The organism is Rhodococcus sp. PAE-6 (genome assembly GCF_025290685.1).
Taxonomy (GTDB): domain Bacteria; phylum Actinomycetota; class Actinomycetes; order Mycobacteriales; family Mycobacteriaceae; genus Rhodococcus; species Rhodococcus pyridinivorans.
In genome coordinates this window covers 62,361-80,584 of the sequence record NZ_JAOCLZ010000013.1, presented here as the reverse complement: position 1 = coordinate 80,584, position 18,224 = coordinate 62,361, and the positions used below count along the sequence as shown (strand labels likewise).

Here is an 18,224-nt window from a genome sequence, read left to right as displayed (position 1 = left end):
GCTTCGGAAAGGATCTTCGAGATGGCGTCGGTGACCTTCGACAAGGCCACGTGCCTGTTCCCCGGCTCGAGTACGCCTGCGGTCGACGCGCTCGACCTCGAGATCGAGGACGGCGAGTTCCTCGTCCTGGTCGGACCGTCGGGCTGCGGCAAGTCGACCTCGCTGCGCATGCTCGCAGGTCTCGAGGAGGTGCACAGCGGACGCATCCTCATCGGCGACCAGGACGTCACCGGGCAGGATCCGAAGGAACGCGACATCGCGATGGTGTTCCAGAACTACGCCCTCTACCCGCACATGTCGGTCGCGGAGAACATGGGCTTCGCGCTGAAACTGGCCAAGACACCCAAGAACGAGATCCGCGAACGGGTCGTCGAGGTCGCGAAGATGCTCGACCTCGAGCAGTTCCTCGACCGCAAGCCCAAGGCGCTGTCCGGCGGTCAGCGTCAGCGCGTCGCGATGGGGCGCGCCATCGTCCGCCAGCCGCAGGTCTTCCTCATGGACGAGCCGCTGTCGAACCTCGACGCCAAACTCCGCGTGCAGACCCGCACGCAGATCGCACAGCTGCAGCGCCGCCTCGGCACCACCACCGTCTACGTCACCCACGACCAGGTCGAGGCCATGACGATGGGCGACCGCGTCGCTGTGCTCGAGAAGGGCATCCTGCAGCAGTGCGCGTCGCCGCGCGTGCTCTACAACAAGCCCGCGAACGTCTTCGTCGCCGGGTTCATGGGCTCGCCCGCGATGAACCTGTTCCGCCTCCCGGTCTTCGACCGCGGCGCGATGATCGGCGACACCCACGTACCGGTGCCGCGCGACGTGGTCGGCCAGGTCACCGAGAAGGAGGTCGTGCTCGGGATCCGGCCCGAACACCTCGAGATCTCGAACGAGGGTCTGGCCATGGATGTCGACGTGGTCGAGGAGCTCGGCTCGGAGGCCTACGTCTACGGCCGGGCCGACGTCGGCGGGATCGGCCAGCAGATCGTCGCCCGCAGCGACTGGCGCAACCCTCCGCAGAAGGGCGACCGGCTGTACCTGCGCTTCGACCCCGAGCACGTGCACGTCTTCGGAACGTCCGACGGGAAGCGGATCGGCTGATCACCGCTCCGGGATCGGTCTGCGGAGTCGACACTCGACCGATTCAGGATGGGCGGAATGCCGACTTTTACCGGTGCTGCGTGCCACAGTAGTGGCCGGTGTCGGTGCAGCTGGGTCACCGACGTGTGTTCTACGACCTCGAAATGGGGAGTTGTTGATGGTTCTGAATACGAAGGCGATGCGGAGGGCTGCGATCGCCGCTACGGCCGCGACCGCGCTCGTTCTCGCGGGCTGCTCGTCGGACAACGGTGGCGACGACACCTCGACCGGCGGCGAGGATACCGCTGCTTCCGGTGAGGGCCGCGGCCCGATCACGATCGTCGAGGGGCAGGATCCCCTGAACGCGGCGCTCGAGAGCATCATCGCCGACTGGAACGCCGAGCATCCCGACGAGCAGGTGACGTTCAAGCCGCTGGCCAAGGAGGCCAACGACCAGTACGACGACATCGCCCAGCGGATGCAGGCCCGCAGCGACGAATACGACCTCATCGCCGTGGACGTCACCAACACGGCGGAGTTCGCCGCGAACGGCTGGCTGCTCCCCCTCGAGGACGACCTGGCGATCGACACCGAGGGCCTGCTGCCCGCGACCGTCGAGTCGGGTACCTACAACGGCACCCTGTACGCCGCCCCGAAGAACACCAACGGCGCGTTCCTCTACTACCGCACCGACCTCGTCGACGAGGCCCCCGCGACCTGGGACGACCTGAAGGCCGAGTGCCCGAAGGCCGAGGAGGCGGGTATCGCCTGCTACATCGGTCAGTTCAAGAACTACGAGGGCCTGACGGTCAACGTCACCGAGATCGTCAACGCCTTCGGTGGCTCCTTCGTCGCCGAGGACGGCCTGACCCCGGCCGTCGACGACAAGACGGCCGAGGGCCTGCAGTTCATCGTCGACAACTTCGAGGACGGCATCATCCCGGCCGCCGCGCAGACCTACACCGAGGGCGAGTCGCAGACCGCCTTCGGCAACGGCGAGGCACTGTTCCTGCGCACGTGGCCCGGTTTCTACACCGACGGTGAGACCTCATCGGTCGCCGGCAACTACGGCATCGCCGTCCTGCCCGGCGTCGACGGCCCCGGCGTCTCGACGCTCGGCGGTTACAACGTCGGCATCAGCGCGTTCTCGGATGCTCCCGCCACCGCGCGCGACTTCCTCGAGTTCATGCAGACCCGCCAGGCGCAGATGTACTACGCGGAAGCGGGCGGCGCCCCGGTTCTCGCCGAGGTCTACGACGACGCCTCGATCCTCGAGCAGTACCCCTACTTCTCGACGCTGAAGGAGGCCCTCGAGGCCGCCAAGCCGCGTCCGGCGTCGCCGTACTACTCGGCCGTGTCGAAGGCGATCGCCGACAACGCCTACGCTGCGATCCGTGGCGAGAAGACCGTCCAGCAGGCGCTGGACGACACCCGGGCCGGCATCGAGACCGCCGGCAACTGATGCTCTAGGAGCAGTACATGGCTGACCCGCAGGTCGACACTCCCGCGGATCCGCCACACGCCCCCGCGGTCGGGACCGTCCCCGGTCCCGACCGCGGACGTGTCGGCGGACGTCACCGCGTGCCCGCACCTCCCGTCACGGCGGTGAAGAAGCGGCGCAAGATCCCGGTGTGGATGTTCGTCGCCCCGTCGATGCTCGTCCTGGCCGTGATCATCCTGTACCCGCTCGGACGAGCGGTGTGGATGTCGCTGCACGGTGACTCGAAGCGACTCGACCCCGAGACGGGCCGATTCGTCACCGGGGGTTTCGTGGGGATCGAGAACTACACGCGCTGGATCACCCAGACCTGCAACACCGCCACCGGTTCGATCCCGTGCCCTCCGGGCACCCTCGGCTCCCAGTTCTGGCAGTCGATCTTCAACACCTTCTTCTTCACCGTCGTCACGGTCTCGCTCGAGACGGTGATCGGTTTCGCGATGGCGATCGTGATGGCCAAGTCGTTCCGGGGTCGCGGCCTGCTGCGCGCCTCGGTGCTGGTGCCGTGGGCGATCCCCACCGCCGTCACCGCCAAGCTGTGGTTCTTCATCTTCGCCAACGACGGTGCCGCCAACAAACTGCTCGGCACCGACTACCTGTGGACCGCCGATCCGTGGCCCGCGCGCTTCGCGATCATCGTCGCCGACGTGTGGAAGACGGCACCGTTCATGGCGCTGCTCATCCTCGCCGGCCTGCAGATGATCCCGCAGGACGTCTACGAGGCCGCGAAGGTCGACGGCGCGAACGCCTGGCAGCGGTTCAAGATGATCACGCTGCCGCTGGTCAAGCCCGCCCTCATGGTGGCGATCCTGTTCCGCACCATGGACGCGCTGCGCATGTACGACCTGCCCGCGATCATGATGGGGTCCAATCCGGCGACGTCCACGATCTCGGTGCTCGTCGTCGACCAGATGCGTCAGGGTTCGAACTCCGCGTCCGCCCTGTCGACGATCACCTTCCTGCTCATCTTCGCCGTCGCCTTCGTGCTGGTGCGGTTCCTCGGCGCCAACGCGGTGAGTACGCAGGAGAAGCAGCGTAAGGGGGAGGTCGTATGACCGTCACCACCGAGATTCCTCGGAGCCGGCCGGAGCCGGAGCCCACGCCGGTGCAGACCCGCAAGGTGCCGTTCAAGCGCAGGATGAGCACCGTCGGCACCTATCTGGGTGTCGCGCTGATCGTCGTGTGGGGTCTGGCCCCCTGCTACTGGATGATCGTCACGGCCCTGCGCGACCCGTCGGAGACGTTCAGCACGACCCTGTGGCCGTCGAACCCGACACTGCAGAACTTCGCCGACGCGCTCGACCCCGACGCCAAGGTCAACTTCTCGCGGGCGCTGCTCAACAGCGTCATCATCGCCGGCGCCACCACGGCGGTCGCGCTGCTGCTCGGCGTGTTCACCGCCTACGCCCTGTCGCGGTTCGAGTTCCGCGGTAAGTACTTCGTCACCGGCATCATCCTCGGCGCGTCGATGTTTCCGGTCGTCGCGCTCGTGACGCCGCTGTTCCAGCTGTTCACCGACATCGGCTGGATCGGCAAGTACCAGGCGCTGATCATCCCGAACATCTCGTTCGTGCTGCCGCTGACCGTCTACACGCTCACCTCGTTCTTCTCCGAACTGCCGTGGGAGCTCGAGGAGGCCGCCCGCATGGACGGCGCGACGCGTGGGCAGGCGTTCCGCCTGGTCATGCTGCCGCTCGCGGCACCTGCGCTGTTCACCACGGCGATCCTCGCTTTCATCGCGACCGTCAACGAGTACCTGCTGATGTCGCAGCTGTCGAGCGAGAGCACGGCCCCGGTGACGGTGGCGATGGCACGGTTCACCGGCACCGACCCGTACGTCACCCCGTACGCGTCGATCATGGCCGGCGGCACGCTCGTCATGGTGCCGCTCGTGGTGATGGTGCTGCTCTTCCAGCGACGCATCATCTCGGGTCTGACCGCGGGTGGCGTCAAGTCGTGAGGAAGGTTCCGCGCCGGAACCGACTCGAGATGCTGCTCGGCCTGCTCACGGTGTTCACGGTGATGGCCGTGATCTCCGCGGTCGCCGAGCTGACGTCGCCGCAACCCGGCATCGTGCCGTCCCTCGTGCTGCTCGCATTCGTCGTGATGTGGGGGTTCGCGTTCCGCGCGTGGCGCCGATCGGGCTGACCCTGTCGTGACGATGGCCCCGCCGTGACGTGAGAAGGAGCACCGTACCGGTGTTCCGGAGGCGTCTCGTGGTCGTTTCCGTACCATACGGTGGGCGGGAGACCCTCCCGTCCGGATTTTCGGTACCGAGAAAGTGGAACGAGTGACGAGCCCGACAAGGTCGACATCCTCGCGCGCCGCCGCGGCCGCAGCGAAGAAGCGCAGGGGACGCATCGTTCGCTACGCCGTACTCGTCGCGTTCGTTCTCGCCGTGCTCGTCCCGCTCGGGATCTTCGCCACCGCCTACTACTCGGCGGAGGTGCCGACCCCGGCGGACATGAAGACGAACCAGCTCGCGCGGGTCTACGCATCCGACGACGCCACCGAGATCACCCGGGTGGTCCCGCCGGAGGGCAACCGTGTCGAGGTCGGGATCGCGCAGATCCCCGAGCACGTCCGCAACGCCGTGCTGTCGGCGGAGGACCGCAACTTCTACAGCAACCCGGGCTTCTCGATCACCGGTTTCGCACGCGCAGCCCGCGACAACGTCATGGGCAAGGACACCGCCGGCGGCGGTTCCACGATCACGCAGCAGTACGTCAAGAACGTGCTCGTCGGCTCCGATCGCACGCTCGAACGCAAGATGCGCGAACTCGTCATCTCCACCAAGATGGCGCGGCAGTGGTCGAAGGACGAGATCCTCGAGGCGTACCTCAACACCATCTACTTCGGTCGTGGCGCCTACGGCATCGGCGCGGCGTCCCAGGCGTACTTCGGCAAGCCTGTCGAGGAACTGTCGGTCTCCGAGGGCGCCGTCCTGGCCGGGGTGATCCAGACACCGTCGTCGCTCGACCCCGAGTACAACCTGCCTGCCATCGAGGAGCGCTGGAACTACGTGCTCGACGGCATGGTCGAGATGAAGGTCCTCGACCCGGCCGAGCGGCCGGACCAGGTGTTCCCCCCGACGGTGCCGTCGGACACCCTCGTGCTGGCCACCGAGGCGACCGGACCGGAAGGTCACATCCGTACCCAGGTGCTGCGTGAGCTGTCCGCGGCGGGGATCAGCGAACAGGCCCTCAACACCGAAGGTCTGCGCATCACTACCACCATCGACCTGAAGGCCCAGCAGGCGGCGATCGACGCCGCTCGGTCCACGCTGTCCGGCGAACCCGGGGAACTGCGCACCGCCGTGGTCTCGATCGATCCCCGCTCCGGTGCCGTGCGCGCCTACTACGGCGGTGAGGACGGTGCCGGTTTCGACTTCGCACAGGCCCCCGTCCAGACGGGTTCGGCGTTCAAGGTGTTCGGCCTGCTCGCCGCGCTCGACGACGGGATCGGCCTCAACGCGCGTTTCGACAGCTCCCCGCTCACGGTGGGCAATATCCGCATCGGCAACGTCGAGGGTGAGTCGTGCGGACGTTGCACGATCGCCGAGGCGCTCAAGCGGTCGCTGAACACGAGCTTCTACCGGCTCATGATGTCCATGTCGAACGGCCCGCAGAAGATCGCCGACGCCGCGCATGCGGCGGGGATCCCGCTGACGATCCCCGGGGTCGAGGGGCAGACACTGAGCGAGAACGGCGGTCCGCCGGAGGGCGGCATCGTCCTCGGCCAGTACCAGGCACGGGTCATCGACATGGCTTCCGCCTACGCGACGATCGCCGCGTCCGGTGTCTTCCACGAGCCGTACTTCGTGCAGAAGGTCGTCACGGCCGACGGTGTCGTGCTCCTCGATCGTCCGCCGTCACCCGGCGAGCAGCGCTTCGACGCCGCGGTCGCCGACAACGCAACCCAGGCCATGATGCCGATCGCCGCATACTCGCGCGGGCACGCGCTCGCCGGTGGCCGGCCGTCGGCGTCGAAGACCGGCACCACGCAGCTCGGCGACACCGGGTTGAACAAGGACGCCTGGATGGTCGGGTACACGCCGTCGCTGTCGACGGCCGTGTGGATGGGCACCCCCGACGCCGGGGCGATCACCAACAGCTGGGGCGGGTCGATCTACGGTTCCGGACTGCCGTCGGACATCTGGAAGAGAACGATGGACGGCGCCCTCGAAGGCACGCCAGTCGAGAGCTTCCCGTGGCCGGCGTCGATCGGTGGTCAGGCGGGTGTCCCGAAGGACGCCGGCATCGAGGCCACCACCGCTCCCCCGGCGCCGACCTTCCAGCTGCCCGACCTGTCGAACCTGCCGCCGATCACGATTCCCGCGCCCCCGGTCGATCTGCCTGTCCCCGTGCCTTCGCAGATCGAGGTGTTCCCCGGCGTGACGATCCAGATCCCCGGCTTGTAGATCCGCACTCCACCCATCGAGGGGAGGTCGTGTGCGTGTTCCCGTCCGGGAACGCACACAACCTCCCCTTCGTCGTCGAGGCGGTTCGGGTCTACGGCCCGGCCAGCACCGTCGGCAGCAGCGCGGCCGAACAGTCGACGACCTCGTCGACGCTCGGTGTGCCTTCGCGGAACCGGTCGATGGCCAGCGACTCCACGAACGCCCACCACGCCCGCAGCCGCATGCGGGTGACGGGGGTGTCATCGCAGCCCAGCGCCGCAACGACCCGCTCGACCATGGTGTCGCGCATCGAGTCGTGGATGTCGCGGATCTGAGGGTCGGAGCCGACGCCGCTGTGGAAGAACGTCTGGTAGTTGTCGCCGTGGCGGTCGATGAACGACACGAACGGGTGCAGCACCGCCCGGAGGGGATCCTGCTCGTCCGGATCGGGATCCGCCGCGCGGAGCAACCGGCGTGATGCGGCGCCGACGACGGCGACGTAGAAGTCCTGCTTCGTGGGGAAGTAGCGGAACAGCAGGCCGCGGGAGATGCCGGCGATCTCGGCGACGCGATCGATCGACAGGGCGTGGATCGGGCGCGTCGACAGCTCCTGCAGCCCGATCGCCACGAGTTGCCGTCGACGTTCCTCGGGTGGCAGGCGACGCCGTCCTTTGGACGCCTCTTGTCGCGGGGTGCTCACACCGATAGCCTAACTGAGCATCGCTCAGTTACGACCGCCCGACCGGGCAGATTCCCGGTCGAACTCGACGGAAGGCACCCGATGGATTTCGCACAGTCCGAGCGCAGTCGCGACTATCTCGAACGCCTCCGAGCGTTCATCGTCGCCGAGGTCACGCCCGTCGAACAGCGACTGCGGGCCGAGCGACGCACCCCGGGCGAGGGACGACGCGACATCGACGCCGCCGAGAGGTGGGCCGTCTCCCCCGAATTCCGCGAGCTGCAGCGCAAGGCCCGCGCCGAGGGCCTGTGGAACCTCTTCCTGCCCGACGCCGAACTCGGTGCCGGACTGTCGAACATCGAGTACGCCCCGCTCGCCGAGGAGATGGGCCGCTCGCAGTTCGCCTCCGCGGTGTTCAACTGCGACGCCCCCGACACCGGCAACATGGAGGTCCTCTACCACTACGGCAGCGAGGCGCAGAAGGAACAGTGGCTGCGCCCGCTCCTCGACGGTGAGATCCGTTCGGTCTTCTGCATGACCGAACCCGAGGTCGCGTCGTCGGACGCGACGAACATGGCCGCGACCGCCGTGGTCGAGGGCGACGAGATCGTGCTCAACGGCCGTAAGTGGTGGAGCACCGGCGTCGGCCATCCCGACTGCAAGGTGCTCATCTTCATGGGCCTGACCGATCCGGAAGCCCACAAGTACCAGCGACATTCGATGGTCCTCGTGCCCTTCGACACCCCCGGCGTGAAGGTCGAACGCATGCTCCCGACGATGGGCTTCTTCGACGAGCCCGGCGGCCACGGCGAGGTGTCGTTCACCGACGTGCGACTGCCGCTCGATGCCGTCATCGCCGGTCCCGGACGAGGATTCGAGATCGCCCAGGGCCGGCTCGGTCCCGGCCGCATCCACCACTGCATGCGCCTCGTCGGGTTGGCCGAGCACACCCTCGAACTCGCGTGTCGCCGCGGCCTCGAGCGCACCGCCTTCGGCAAGCCGATCATCAACCTCGGTGGCAACCGCGAACGCATCGCCGACGCCCGTATCGCGATCAACCAACTGCGGCTGCTCGTCCTGCACGCGGCCTGGCTGCTCGACACGCAGGGACTCGCCGGAGCGCGCTCGGCGGTCTCGGAGATCAAGGTCGTCGCACCGCGCGTCACCCAGCAGATCGTCGACTTCGCCATCCAGATCCACGGTGGTGGCGGGCTTTCCGACGACTTCCCCCTCGCCGGTGCGTGGACGGCGGCGCGAGCACTGCGTCTCGCCGACGGACCCGACGAGGTGCACCAGGGGCTCGTCGCCCGGTTCGAACTCGGCAAGTACGCGTGAGAGGGAGATTTCGACGATGACGACACTTCCCGACAACGCCCGCACCGTTCGCGAGGAGGACGCCTTCGACGTCGACGCGGTCGCGGCCTGGCTCGCCGAGCACGCCGGCATCACCGGAGTGCCGGAGGTCCGCCAGTTCTCCGGCGGCGCATCCAACCTGACCTACCTGTTGCGCTATCCGGATCGCGATCTCGTGCTGCGCCGGCCGCCGGCCGGGGCGAAGCCGTCGTCCGGTCACGACATGGCACGCGAGTACCGCATCCAGTCGATGCTCGCACCGGTCTACCCCTACGTGCCCACCATGATCGGCCTGTGCACCGATCACAGCGTGCTCGGCAGCGACTTCTACGTCATGGACCGCGTTCCCGGAACCATTCTGCGGACGAATCCGCCCACGCAACTCGACCTCTCCGAAGCGGATACCCGCACCCTGTGCCTGCGCATCGTCGATCTGCTCGTCGAACTGCACGGCATCGATCCGGAGTCCGCAGGACTGTCCGAACTGGGTCGCGGATCCGGTTACGTCGCACGGCAGGTCGCGGGCTGGACGTCGCGCTACGCCAAGGCCCGCACCGACAACGTCCCCGACTTCGCCCGTGTCACCGAGTGGTTGGCGGCTCGGCAGCCGCAGGACGTCGCGCAGACCGTGATCCACGGCGACTTCCGGCTCGACAACATCGTCCTCGACGAGAACGATCCGCTGAATCCGGTCGCGGTCCTCGACTGGGAGCTGGCCACCATCGGCGACCCCCTGATGGACCTCGGCTCGTCGCTCGCCTACTGGGTCCAGGCGGACGACGACGACATGCTGCTGCTGACGAAGCGACAGCCGTCCGATCTTCCCGGCATGCTCACTCGTCAGGAGATCGTCGAATACTATTCCGAGCGAACCGGACTGCCGGTGGACGGTTGGGGATTCTACGAGGTGTTCGGACTGTTCCGCCTCGCCGTGATCGCCCAGCAGATCTACTACCGCTATCACCACGGCCACACCTCCAATCCTGCCTTCAAGGACTTCTGGATCGTGGTCGGCTATCTCGAATCCCGTTGCAGTGCATTGATCGATCGATACGAGAAGGAGAGCCGATGAGCCGCCCGCAGCGACGGAACATCCTCATCACCGGTGCGAGTTCCGGCCTCGGTGCCGGAATGGCGCGTGAATTCGCCGCGCGAGGAAGGAATCTCGCGCTCGCCGCTCGGCGCGTCGAACGGCTCGAGGAGCTGCGGGACGAACTGCTCGCCGCGTACCCGGGCATCACCGTGAGCGTGCGCGCTCTCGATGTGAACAAGCACGACGACGTGTTCACCGTCTTCCGCGAGTTCGACGAGGAGCTCGGTGGTCTCGACCGGGTGATCGTCAACGCCGGCCTCGGCAAGGGACAACCGCTCGGTACCGGCTACTTCCGCGCGAACGCCCAGACGGCGAACACCAACTTCCTCGGTGCACTGGCGCAGAGCGAAGCGGCCCTCGAGCTCATGCGGCCCCGTGGGCGCGGGCACGTCGTCCTCATCTCGTCCATGAGCGCGGTGCGGGGCATGCCGCGCAACCTGACGACCTACGCCGCGTCGAAGGCCGCCGTCGCCTCGCTCGGTGAGGGGATGCGGGCCGACCTCGCCGACACCGACATCTCGGTGAGCACGATCTTCCCGGGATACATCCGGTCGGAGATCAACGAGAAGGTGAAGAAGGTCCCGTTCATCGTCGACACCGAAACAGGTTGTCGCGCACTGGCGGCTGCGATCGAGAAGGAACCGGCCAAGGCGTACGTGCCGGGCTGGCCGTGGATTCCGCTCGGCTACGCGATGAAGGTGCTGCCGCTGTCGGTGATCCGGAAGATGGCGTAGGCGGGTCCGGAACCCACAGCGGCAACGGCGAAGGCCGCATCCCACGTGAGGGATGCGGCCTTCGCCGGAAATACTGCCGGAGAACGACTTACGCGTCGGCTCCGATGATGAACGCCTCGAGCTGGGCACGAGCGGAATCGTCGGCCATCTGGACCGGCGGGGACTTCATCAGGTATGCCGAAGCCGGGAGGATCGGGCCGCCGATGCCGCGGTCCTTGGCGATCTTCGCCGCGCGGATGGCGTCGATGATGATGCCGGCCGAGTTCGGGGAGTCCCAGACCTCGAGCTTGTACTCGAGGTTCAGCGGGGCGTCACCGAAGGCGCGACCCTCCAGGCGGACGTATGCCCACTTGCGGTCGTCGAGCCACTGCACGTAGTCGGAGGGGCCGATGTGCACGTCGCGGTCGTGGACCTTGCCGGCGAGGGGGCCGTTGAGGTTCGACGTGACGGCCTGGGTCTTGGAGACCTTCTTCGACTCCAGACGCTCGCGCTCGAGCATGTTCTTGAAGTCCATGTTGCCGCCGACGTTGAGCTGGTACGTGCGGTCGAGCACGACACCGCGGTCCTCGAACAGCTTTGCCATCACGCGGTGGGTGATGGTGGCGCCGACCTGCGATTTGATGTCGTCGCCGACGATCGGGACACCGGCGTCGGTGAACTTCTGCGCCCACTCGGGGTCGGAGGCGATGAACACGGGGAGAGCGTTGACGAAGGCGACGCCCGCGTCGATGGCGCACTGCGCGTAGAACTTGTCGGCCTCTTCGGAACCCACGGGGAGGTAGGAGACGAGAACGTCGACCTGGGCGTCCTTGAGCGCCTGAACCACGTCGACGGGCTCGGTGTCGGACAGCTCGATGGTCTCGGCGTAGTACTTGCCGATGCCGTCGAGCGTGTGGCCGCGCTGCACGGGCACGCCGAGCGGCGGCACATCGGCGATCTTGATGGTGTTGTTCTCGCTCGCGAGGATCGCCTCGGACAGGTCGAAGCCGACCTTCTTGGCATCCACGTCGAACGCGGCGACGAACTGGACGTCGCGCACGTGGTAGGGACCGAATTCGACGTGCATCAGGCCGGGGACGGTGGTCTCGGCGTCCGCATCCTTGTAGTACTCGACGCCCTGGACCAGGGAAGAGGCACAGTTCCCCACGCCCACAATGGCCACGCGCACCGCGGTGCTGTTCTCACCCATGGTCGGGTTCTCCTTCTTTGTTGCGTGCTGCTGACGACTGCTCGGCGGCGATGAGTTCGTTGAGCCAGCGCACCTCGCGCTCGCTGGACTCGAGGCCGAGCTGATGGAGCTGACGGGTGTAACGATCGAGTGTGCCGCTGGCCCGTCCGATCGCATCGCGGAGCGCTTCTCTGCGCTCCTCGACCTGGCGGCGCCTGCCTTCGAGAATTCGCATCCGCGCTTCGGCGGGAGTGCGACCGAAGAAGGCGAGGTGCACGCCGAATCCGTCATCGGTGTAGTTCTGCGGTCCCGTGTCGGCGACCAGCTCGGTGAAGCGTTCTCGACCCTTCGGGGTGAGCTGATAGACGCGGCGGGCACGTCGTTTCACGGGACCGGGAATTCCCGGATCCTCTTCGATGAGGCCGTCCGCCTGCATTCTCCGCAGAGTCGGATAGAGCGACCCGTAGGAGAAGGCGCGGAAGGCTCCGAGGAGCCCGGTCAGACGCTTGCGCAGCTCGTAGCCGTGCATGGGCGATTCGAGGAGGAGCCCGAGTATCGCCAGTTCCAGCACGGGTCACCTCCTGTTTCCGTTCGAACCAACCGATTGATACGACACGGAACTATATCGCGCCGATATATACGACGATACGCCCCATACGGTTCGTGTCACGTCCGGTTGCGGGCGGGCACCCTTCTCCGGACCCGATCGGACATGCGTCGGTGCCACCTCGACTACCCGTCTTCGATGTCCGGTGGGCCACTCCCCGCCCCTCGCCGCATCGCCCGCACGTACTCTGGAAGCCGTGCGAATTCAGCGGCAGGTGGTGGACTACGCGTTGCAGCGGCGCTCGCTGCTCGCAGAGGTCTACTCGGGGCGACGCGGAGTCAGCGAGGTCTGCGACGCGAGCCCCTATCTGCTGCGGGCGGCGAAATTTCACGGCCGGGGCAGCGATGTGATGTGCCCCATCTGCCGTAAGGAGCAGTTGACTCTTGTCTCGTGGGTCTTCGGCGACAAACTCGGTCCGGTGTCCGGGTCGGCGCGCACCCCCGAAGAGTTGGTGCGTCTGGCCGCCAGCCAGGAGGAATTCTCGGTTCACGTGGTCGAGGTGTGCCGCACCTGCAGCTGGAATCACCTGGTGCAGTCGTACGTCCTGGGATCGCAACCAGCACCCAAGAGCCCGCGTCGCCGGTCGACGGGATCGAGCCGTCGTACCGCCAGCGAGTGAAGGGGTACCGGCAACGTGCCCGTACGCTTTCTCGTGGAGTTCGCTCCTGGGTCCGACCCGCACGACCTGATCGTCGCGTCGTCCGCTGCGCACATCGTCGATCGACTGCCGTCCGTCGGCATCGCCGATCGGCTCTTCGTGGAGCAGTGTCGAGGCCGCGGCGTGATGCGTCGCGAGAACAGTTGGAGATGAGTACGTGAGTTCCCCCGACAACGAACCCGAGGACAACAAGGCCGTCCCGCCCCAGCGCAGCGGTCCCGCCGGACCGCAACCCGGGCAGCAACGTCCCGGTCCTCCTGCCGGTGCCGGTCAGGGACAGCCGGGTCCGGGACAGCCCGCTCCGGGACAGCAGCGCCCTGCCCAGGGCCCGGTGCAGGGTCGTCCGTTGCCGCCGCAACCGCGCCCGCAGGGCCAGCCGGGAGCACAGGGCCAGCCGGGTCGACCGGGCGGACAGCCCGGTGGTCCCGCAGGTCAGCAACCGCCGCGCCCCGGCGGCCGGCCGCCGTACCCGCCCCAGGCTCCCGGTCAGGGACAGCGTCCTCAAGCCCCCGTCCAGGGACAGCGCCCTCAGTCCCCCGGCCAGGGACAGCGCCCTCAGTCCCCCGGCCAGGGACAGCGTCCTCCGGCTCCCGGTCAGGGGCAGGGACCGGGCCCCCAGCAGGGCCGACCGGGACAGCCGTACCCACCGCGCGGACCGGTGTCCGCCCCGGGCGCCAACCAGCCGCGTAACCCCAACCAGTCGATGCCGCCGCGGCCCGGCACGTTGCCGCCCGGCGCGGTGCCTCCCGTCCAGCGCACGCCGCAGGCCGATCCGACTGTCGCCATGCGTCCCGGAGCGGACGCGGCAGGTGCGCAGCGTCCCGGAGCGGACGCGGCAGGTGTACAGCGTCCCGGAGCGGATGCCCCGACGCAGCGGGTCTCCGCGGCGAGCGCTGCAGTCGGTGCGAGTGCTGCAAAGAGTGCGAGTGCTGCGGACGATGCACCCACGACGCGCGTTGCCGGTGGCCCGCCCGCAGGTGGACCTCCCACGGTTCCGCCCGGTGGCGGTTCGGGTGGCGGCGCCGGGGGTGGAAAGGGCGACGGCAAGAGCAACCGCTGGCGCACGATTCGCCGGATCGGTTACGGCGTGGTCGCCGCCGGCATCCTCGTCCCGATCCTCATGTTCATGCTGGCGTACATCGTCCAGGACGTGCCGCGCCCCGGTGAGCTGCAGACGAACCAGGCCGCGACCATCTTCAACTCCGACGGCCAGGGTGTCATCACGAAGGTGATCCCACCGGAGGGCAACCGCACCGAGGTCGAACTCGACGCGATCCCCGTGCACGTCCGCAACGCCGTGCTCGCCGCCGAGGACCGCGATTTCTACAGCAATCCCGGCTTCTCGGTCACCGGCTTCGCGCGTGCCGCCCGCGACAACGTGCTCGGCCGCGACAGCGCCGGTGGTGGTTCGACCATCACCCAGCAGTACGTGAAGGTCGCCGTCGTCGGTTCCGAGCGGACGTTGACGCGAAAGCTCAAGGAGCTGGTGCTGTCGACGAAGATGGCGAACCAGTGGGCCAAGGACGACATCCTCGCGGCCTACCTCAACACCATCTACTTCGGTCGCGGTGCCTACGGCATCGCAGCGGCGTCGAACGCGTACTTCGGCAAGCCCGTCGGTGAGCTCACCGTCGAGGAGGGCGCCGTGCTCGCGTCGTCGATCCAGTTGCCGTCGCTGCTCGATCCCGAGCAGAACCCCGAGGGTGCGGAGGCGCGCTGGAACTACGTGCTCGACGGCATGGTCGCCGCCGGCACGCTCGATGCCGCCGAACGGTCGGGTATGAAGTACCCGGCCTACGTGCCGATCGCTGAGCTCGACAACGGCGACCAGTCGTCCGGCCCCGAAGGTCTGATCAAGAACCAGGTGCTCGCCGAGTTGTCCCGCGAGGGCATCGACGAGAACCTCCTCAATACGGCCGGTCTCCAGATCACCACGACGATCGACCCCCAGGCCCAGCAGTCGGCGGTCGAGGCGGCGCAGAGCAATCTCGAGGGCGAACCCGAGGAGTTGCGTACCGCGGTGGTGTCGGTCGATCCCCGGTCCGGGGCGATCCGCGCCTACTACGGCGGGGAGAGCGGTGTCGGTTACGACTTCGCCCAGTCCGGTCTGCAGACGGGGTCGTCGTTCAAGGTGTTCGGCCTGGCCGCCAACCTCGACCAGGGCGTGCCGTTGTCGCAGACCTACGACAGCGGTCCGCTGACGGTCAACGGCATCAAGATCGGCAACGTCGAGGGCGAGTCGTGCGGGCAGTGCACCATCGCCGAAGCGCTCAAGCGGTCGCTGAACACGAGCTTCTACCGGATGATGCTCGAGATGGACAACGGCCCGCAGGCCATCGCCGACATGGCGCACAAGTTGGGTGTCGCGAAGGAACTGCCGGGCATCGGTGAGACACTCACCGAGCCGGAGGGCGTCGGCCCCAACTACGGCATCGTGCTGGGCCAGTACCAGTCGCGCGTGCTCGACATGGCCTCGGCGTACGCCACGCTCGCGGCGTCCGGCCGTCATCACGAGCCGTACTTCGTGCAGAAGGTCGTGACGTCCGACGGCGAGGTGCTCCTCGACCGTGGCACCCCTGCCGGTGAGCAGGTCGTCGACGCGGCGGTGGCCGACAACACCACTTCCGCGATGACCCCGATCGCCGCGTACTCGAACGGCCACGCCCTGGCCGGCGGCCGTCCGTCCGCGTCGAAGACCGGTACCGCTCAGCTCGGCGACACCGGCTCCAACAAGGACGCGTGGATGGTCGGTTACACCCCGTCGCTGTCGACCGCGGTGTGGGTCGGCACCGAGGAGGGCCTGCCCCTCGAGAACAGCTGGGGCGGCATGATCTACGGCTCGGGTATCCCGTCGGACATCTGGAAGGACACGATGGACGGCGCTCTCGAGGGCACCGAGGTCGAGTCGTTCCCGAAGCCGGAACCGATCGCCGGTGTCTCCGGCGTGCCGGCGTGGACCGCGTCGACGACAGCTCCGGCCACCCGTGAGCAGACCACCACCTCGCGTGTCGTGCCGAGTCTTCCCGAGGTTCCGGAGATCACCACGCAGAACGTGGAGATCTTCCCCGGCGTCACCATCCCCGTTCCGGGTGTCGCCCCGCAGACGACCACCCAGAACGCGCCCTCCCGTCCCGGCAACGGCGGTCAGGAGGAGGAGAGCGAGGATACCGGCGGCGGAACCGGCGGTGGTACCGGCGACGACTCCGACGAGGGTGGATCGCCTCCGCAGAACCGCATCCCGGGACTCGAGAGCCCCGCGATCCCGGGCGCGCAGGGAGGCGGATTCCAGGGCGCGCAGGGCGGTAGCCCCCAGGGCGCGTTCGAATACGCTCCGGCCGGGTAGCCTCGCCGCGTGAGCGACGACCGGGGATCCGACGCCCGGCCGGTGGTGTCCGCTGCACCACCGGCCGAGGATCGTCGTTCCCTGGACTGGCGCGACACCCCCGGGCGTACCGACCCGACGGTGTCGCGCCTGACCGCCGTCATCGGCGGTCCGGTGGGCCGGCACGCCGTGCTCGGGCGCACCCGCTTCTTCACTCCCCTGCGGGCGATGTTGCTGCTCGCGGTCGTCTTCCTCGCCTTCGGCTGGTTCACGAAGGCGGCCTGCGTCCAGCAGGGACCCGTCGGTCCCGACGGCGCGCTCGGCCTGGACTGGAGCGGCAACCGGCAGTACGTGGCGATGTGTTATTCCGACATCGTTCCGCTCTACGGTGCCGAACGGCTCGCCGAGGGCGCCTTCCCGTACCGGACGTCGTGGGAGGAACCCGGCCCGGACGGCCAGATGCAGACCCGGTACATGGAGTATCCGGTGCTCGCGGGGCTCTACCAGTACGGCTCGATGCGCATCGCGAAGGCGTGGGACGCCACACCGTGGCTCCCCGATGCACTGCAGGTCGCGATCTACTTCGCCGTCGTCGCGGTCGGTCTCGCGCTCGCCTGGCTCGTCACGGTGTGGGCCACCGCGATGTCGGCGGGCCGCAGGATCTGGGACGCCGCGCTCGTCGCGGCGTCACCACTGGTCGTGGTGCACGCCTTCACGAACTTCGATGCCCTGGCCACGGCCTTCGCCGCGGGTGGTCTGCTGGCGTGGGCCCGCCGTCGACCGGTTCTCGCCGGCGTCCTGCTCGGCCTCGGTGCGGCGACGAAGTTGTATCCCTTGCTGTTGCTCGGTCCGCTGCTGGTGCTGTGCCTGCGGACCGGCCACCTGCGGTCGTTTGCCCGCACCGCGGGAGCGGCCGCCGCGGCGTGGCTAGTGGTGAACCTGCCGATCATGGTGCTGTACCCGAGCGGGTGGGCGGAGTTCTTCCGACTCAACTCCGATCGCGGAGCGGATCCGGATTCGATCTACAACGTGCTGCACTCGTTCGTGGGCTGGCCGGCCTGGTCGGCCTCGACCTTCAATGGGGTCTCGCTCGTGTTGTTCGCCGCGGCCTGCGCCGCGATCGGGTGGATCGGGCTCACCGCGCCGCGCCGTCCCCGCCTCGCGCAGCTGTGTTTCCTTCTCGTCGCGGCCTTCCTGCTCACGAACAAGGTGTGGAGTCCGCAGTATTCGCTGTGGCTCGTGCCGCTCGCCGTGCTGGCCGTACCCCACCGGCGCGCACTGGTCGCCTGGATGACGATCGATGCGCTGGTGTGGGTTCCGCGCATGTACTACTACCTCGGTCCCGATCGGAAGGGGCTGCCGGAGCAGTGGTTCACCGCCACGGTCTTCCTGCGCGACGTCGCCGTCGTGGCACTGTGCGCGGTTGTGCTGTGGCAGATCCGGCGTCCGGTGCGGGATCCCGTGCGGTACGGCTTCGTCGACGATCCCGTCGGTGGTGTGCTCGACCAGGCTCCCGACCGTCCGCCACGATGGCTGCCCGCCAGGTTGCGACCTGCTCACCATCGGGTCACAAGAGAAGAATCATCCGAACGAGGGATGTCGGAGACTTCGTCGGTCCCCTAGGCTCGGGAACGAGCAC

At 67.8% G+C, this 18,224-nt stretch carries 16 protein-coding genes; 13 read left to right on the top strand and 3 right to left on the bottom strand.

The features are described from left to right. Positions 1-21 precede the first annotated feature (21 nt). The 6 genes from NVV99_RS21715 to NVV99_RS21690 all read left to right on the top strand — a co-directional run bounded on the left by NVV99_RS21715 (position 22) and on the right by NVV99_RS21690 (position 6,992). Positions 22-1,095 (top strand): ABC transporter ATP-binding protein, encoded by a 1,074-nt coding sequence (locus NVV99_RS21715; RefSeq protein WP_006550833.1) that lies wholly within the window; start codon positions 22-24, stop codon positions 1,093-1,095. A 157-nt stretch (positions 1,096-1,252) separates the two neighbouring features. Next, entirely contained in the window at positions 1,253-2,536 is a 1,284-nt protein-coding gene (locus NVV99_RS21710; RefSeq protein WP_006550832.1) for an ABC transporter substrate-binding protein, read from the top strand. A gap of 17 nt (positions 2,537-2,553) precedes the next feature. Then, entirely contained in the window at positions 2,554-3,627 is a 1,074-nt protein-coding gene (locus NVV99_RS21705) for a carbohydrate ABC transporter permease (RefSeq protein WP_019290533.1), read from the top strand. An 83-nt stretch (positions 3,628-3,710) separates the two neighbouring features. Beyond that, positions 3,711-4,532 carry a carbohydrate ABC transporter permease gene (locus tag NVV99_RS21700; RefSeq protein WP_033098494.1) on the top strand — a complete coding sequence of 274 codons (822 nt, stop codon included), beginning with the start codon at positions 3,711-3,713 and terminating at the stop codon, positions 4,530-4,532. Continuing rightward, positions 4,529-4,720 (top strand): hypothetical protein, encoded by a 192-nt coding sequence (locus NVV99_RS21695; RefSeq protein ID WP_006550829.1) that lies wholly within the window; start codon positions 4,529-4,531, stop codon positions 4,718-4,720. The genes NVV99_RS21700 and NVV99_RS21695 overlap by 4 nt, the downstream gene beginning before the upstream one ends. Positions 4,721-4,862: 142 nt before the next feature. Then, the gene (locus NVV99_RS21690) at positions 4,863-6,992 is read left to right on the top strand and encodes a transglycosylase domain-containing protein (RefSeq protein ID WP_024102479.1); all 2,130 of its coding nucleotides are present in this window, start codon (positions 4,863-4,865) and stop codon (positions 6,990-6,992) included. A 91-nt stretch (positions 6,993-7,083) separates the two neighbouring features. On the opposite strand, the gene NVV99_RS21685 is transcribed toward NVV99_RS21690, so the two are convergent. Further along, positions 7,084-7,671, bottom strand: coding sequence for a TetR/AcrR family transcriptional regulator (locus NVV99_RS21685; RefSeq protein ID WP_024102478.1), 588 nt, complete (start codon positions 7,669-7,671; stop codon positions 7,084-7,086). 81 nt (positions 7,672-7,752) lie between these two features. On the opposite strand from NVV99_RS21685, the gene NVV99_RS21680 reads away from it, so the two are divergent. Genes NVV99_RS21680 through NVV99_RS21670 form a run of 3 tightly spaced genes read left to right on the top strand, consistent with a single transcriptional unit; the run spans position 7,753 to position 10,830 of the window. Beyond that, positions 7,753-8,985: an acyl-CoA dehydrogenase family protein gene (locus NVV99_RS21680; RefSeq protein WP_024102477.1), complete on the top strand. Its 1,233-nt coding sequence runs from the start codon at positions 7,753-7,755 to the stop codon at positions 8,983-8,985. A gap of 16 nt (positions 8,986-9,001) precedes the next feature. Further along, complete coding sequence (locus tag NVV99_RS21675; RefSeq protein WP_006550824.1) at positions 9,002-10,075, top strand: phosphotransferase family protein; 1,074 nt, start codon at positions 9,002-9,004, stop codon at positions 10,073-10,075. Continuing rightward, entirely contained in the window at positions 10,072-10,830 is a 759-nt protein-coding gene (locus NVV99_RS21670; protein WP_006550823.1) for an SDR family oxidoreductase, read from the top strand. The genes NVV99_RS21675 and NVV99_RS21670 overlap by 4 nt, the downstream gene beginning before the upstream one ends. Positions 10,831-10,918: 88 nt before the next feature. On the opposite strand, the gene NVV99_RS21665 is transcribed toward NVV99_RS21670, so the two are convergent. Together NVV99_RS21665 and NVV99_RS21660 are read right to left on the bottom strand one after the other, a co-directional pair. Continuing rightward, positions 10,919-12,019 carry an inositol-3-phosphate synthase gene (locus tag NVV99_RS21665; RefSeq protein WP_006550822.1) on the bottom strand — a complete coding sequence of 367 codons (1,101 nt, stop codon included), beginning with the start codon at positions 12,017-12,019 and terminating at the stop codon, positions 10,919-10,921. After that, a complete protein-coding gene (locus NVV99_RS21660; protein WP_006550821.1) occupies positions 12,012-12,569 on the bottom strand; it encodes a PadR family transcriptional regulator in 558 nt (185 codons plus the stop codon). Before NVV99_RS21660 ends, NVV99_RS21665 begins: the two co-directional genes overlap by 8 nt. 232 nt (positions 12,570-12,801) lie before the next feature. Here NVV99_RS21660 and NVV99_RS21655 point away from each other — a divergent pair, with 232 nt between their 5' ends. The 4 genes from NVV99_RS21655 (at position 12,802) to NVV99_RS21635 (ending at position 18,208) form a co-directional block, all read left to right on the top strand. Further along, the gene (locus NVV99_RS21655; RefSeq protein ID WP_172414849.1) at positions 12,802-13,224 is read left to right on the top strand and encodes a DUF5318 domain-containing protein; all 423 of its coding nucleotides are present in this window, start codon (positions 12,802-12,804) and stop codon (positions 13,222-13,224) included. 15 nt (positions 13,225-13,239) lie between these two features. Next, positions 13,240-13,416 carry a hypothetical protein gene (locus NVV99_RS21650; protein WP_153811623.1) on the top strand — a complete coding sequence of 59 codons (177 nt, stop codon included), beginning with the start codon at positions 13,240-13,242 and terminating at the stop codon, positions 13,414-13,416. A 550-nt stretch (positions 13,417-13,966) separates the two neighbouring features. Next, a complete protein-coding gene (locus NVV99_RS21640; protein WP_051424945.1) occupies positions 13,967-16,606 on the top strand; it encodes a transglycosylase domain-containing protein in 2,640 nt (879 codons plus the stop codon). Positions 16,607-16,615: 9 nt separating this feature from the next. Beyond that, positions 16,616-18,208 carry a glycosyltransferase family 87 protein gene (locus NVV99_RS21635; RefSeq protein ID WP_006550818.1) on the top strand — a complete coding sequence of 531 codons (1,593 nt, stop codon included), beginning with the start codon at positions 16,616-16,618 and terminating at the stop codon, positions 18,206-18,208. Positions 18,209-18,224 lie beyond the last annotated feature (16 nt).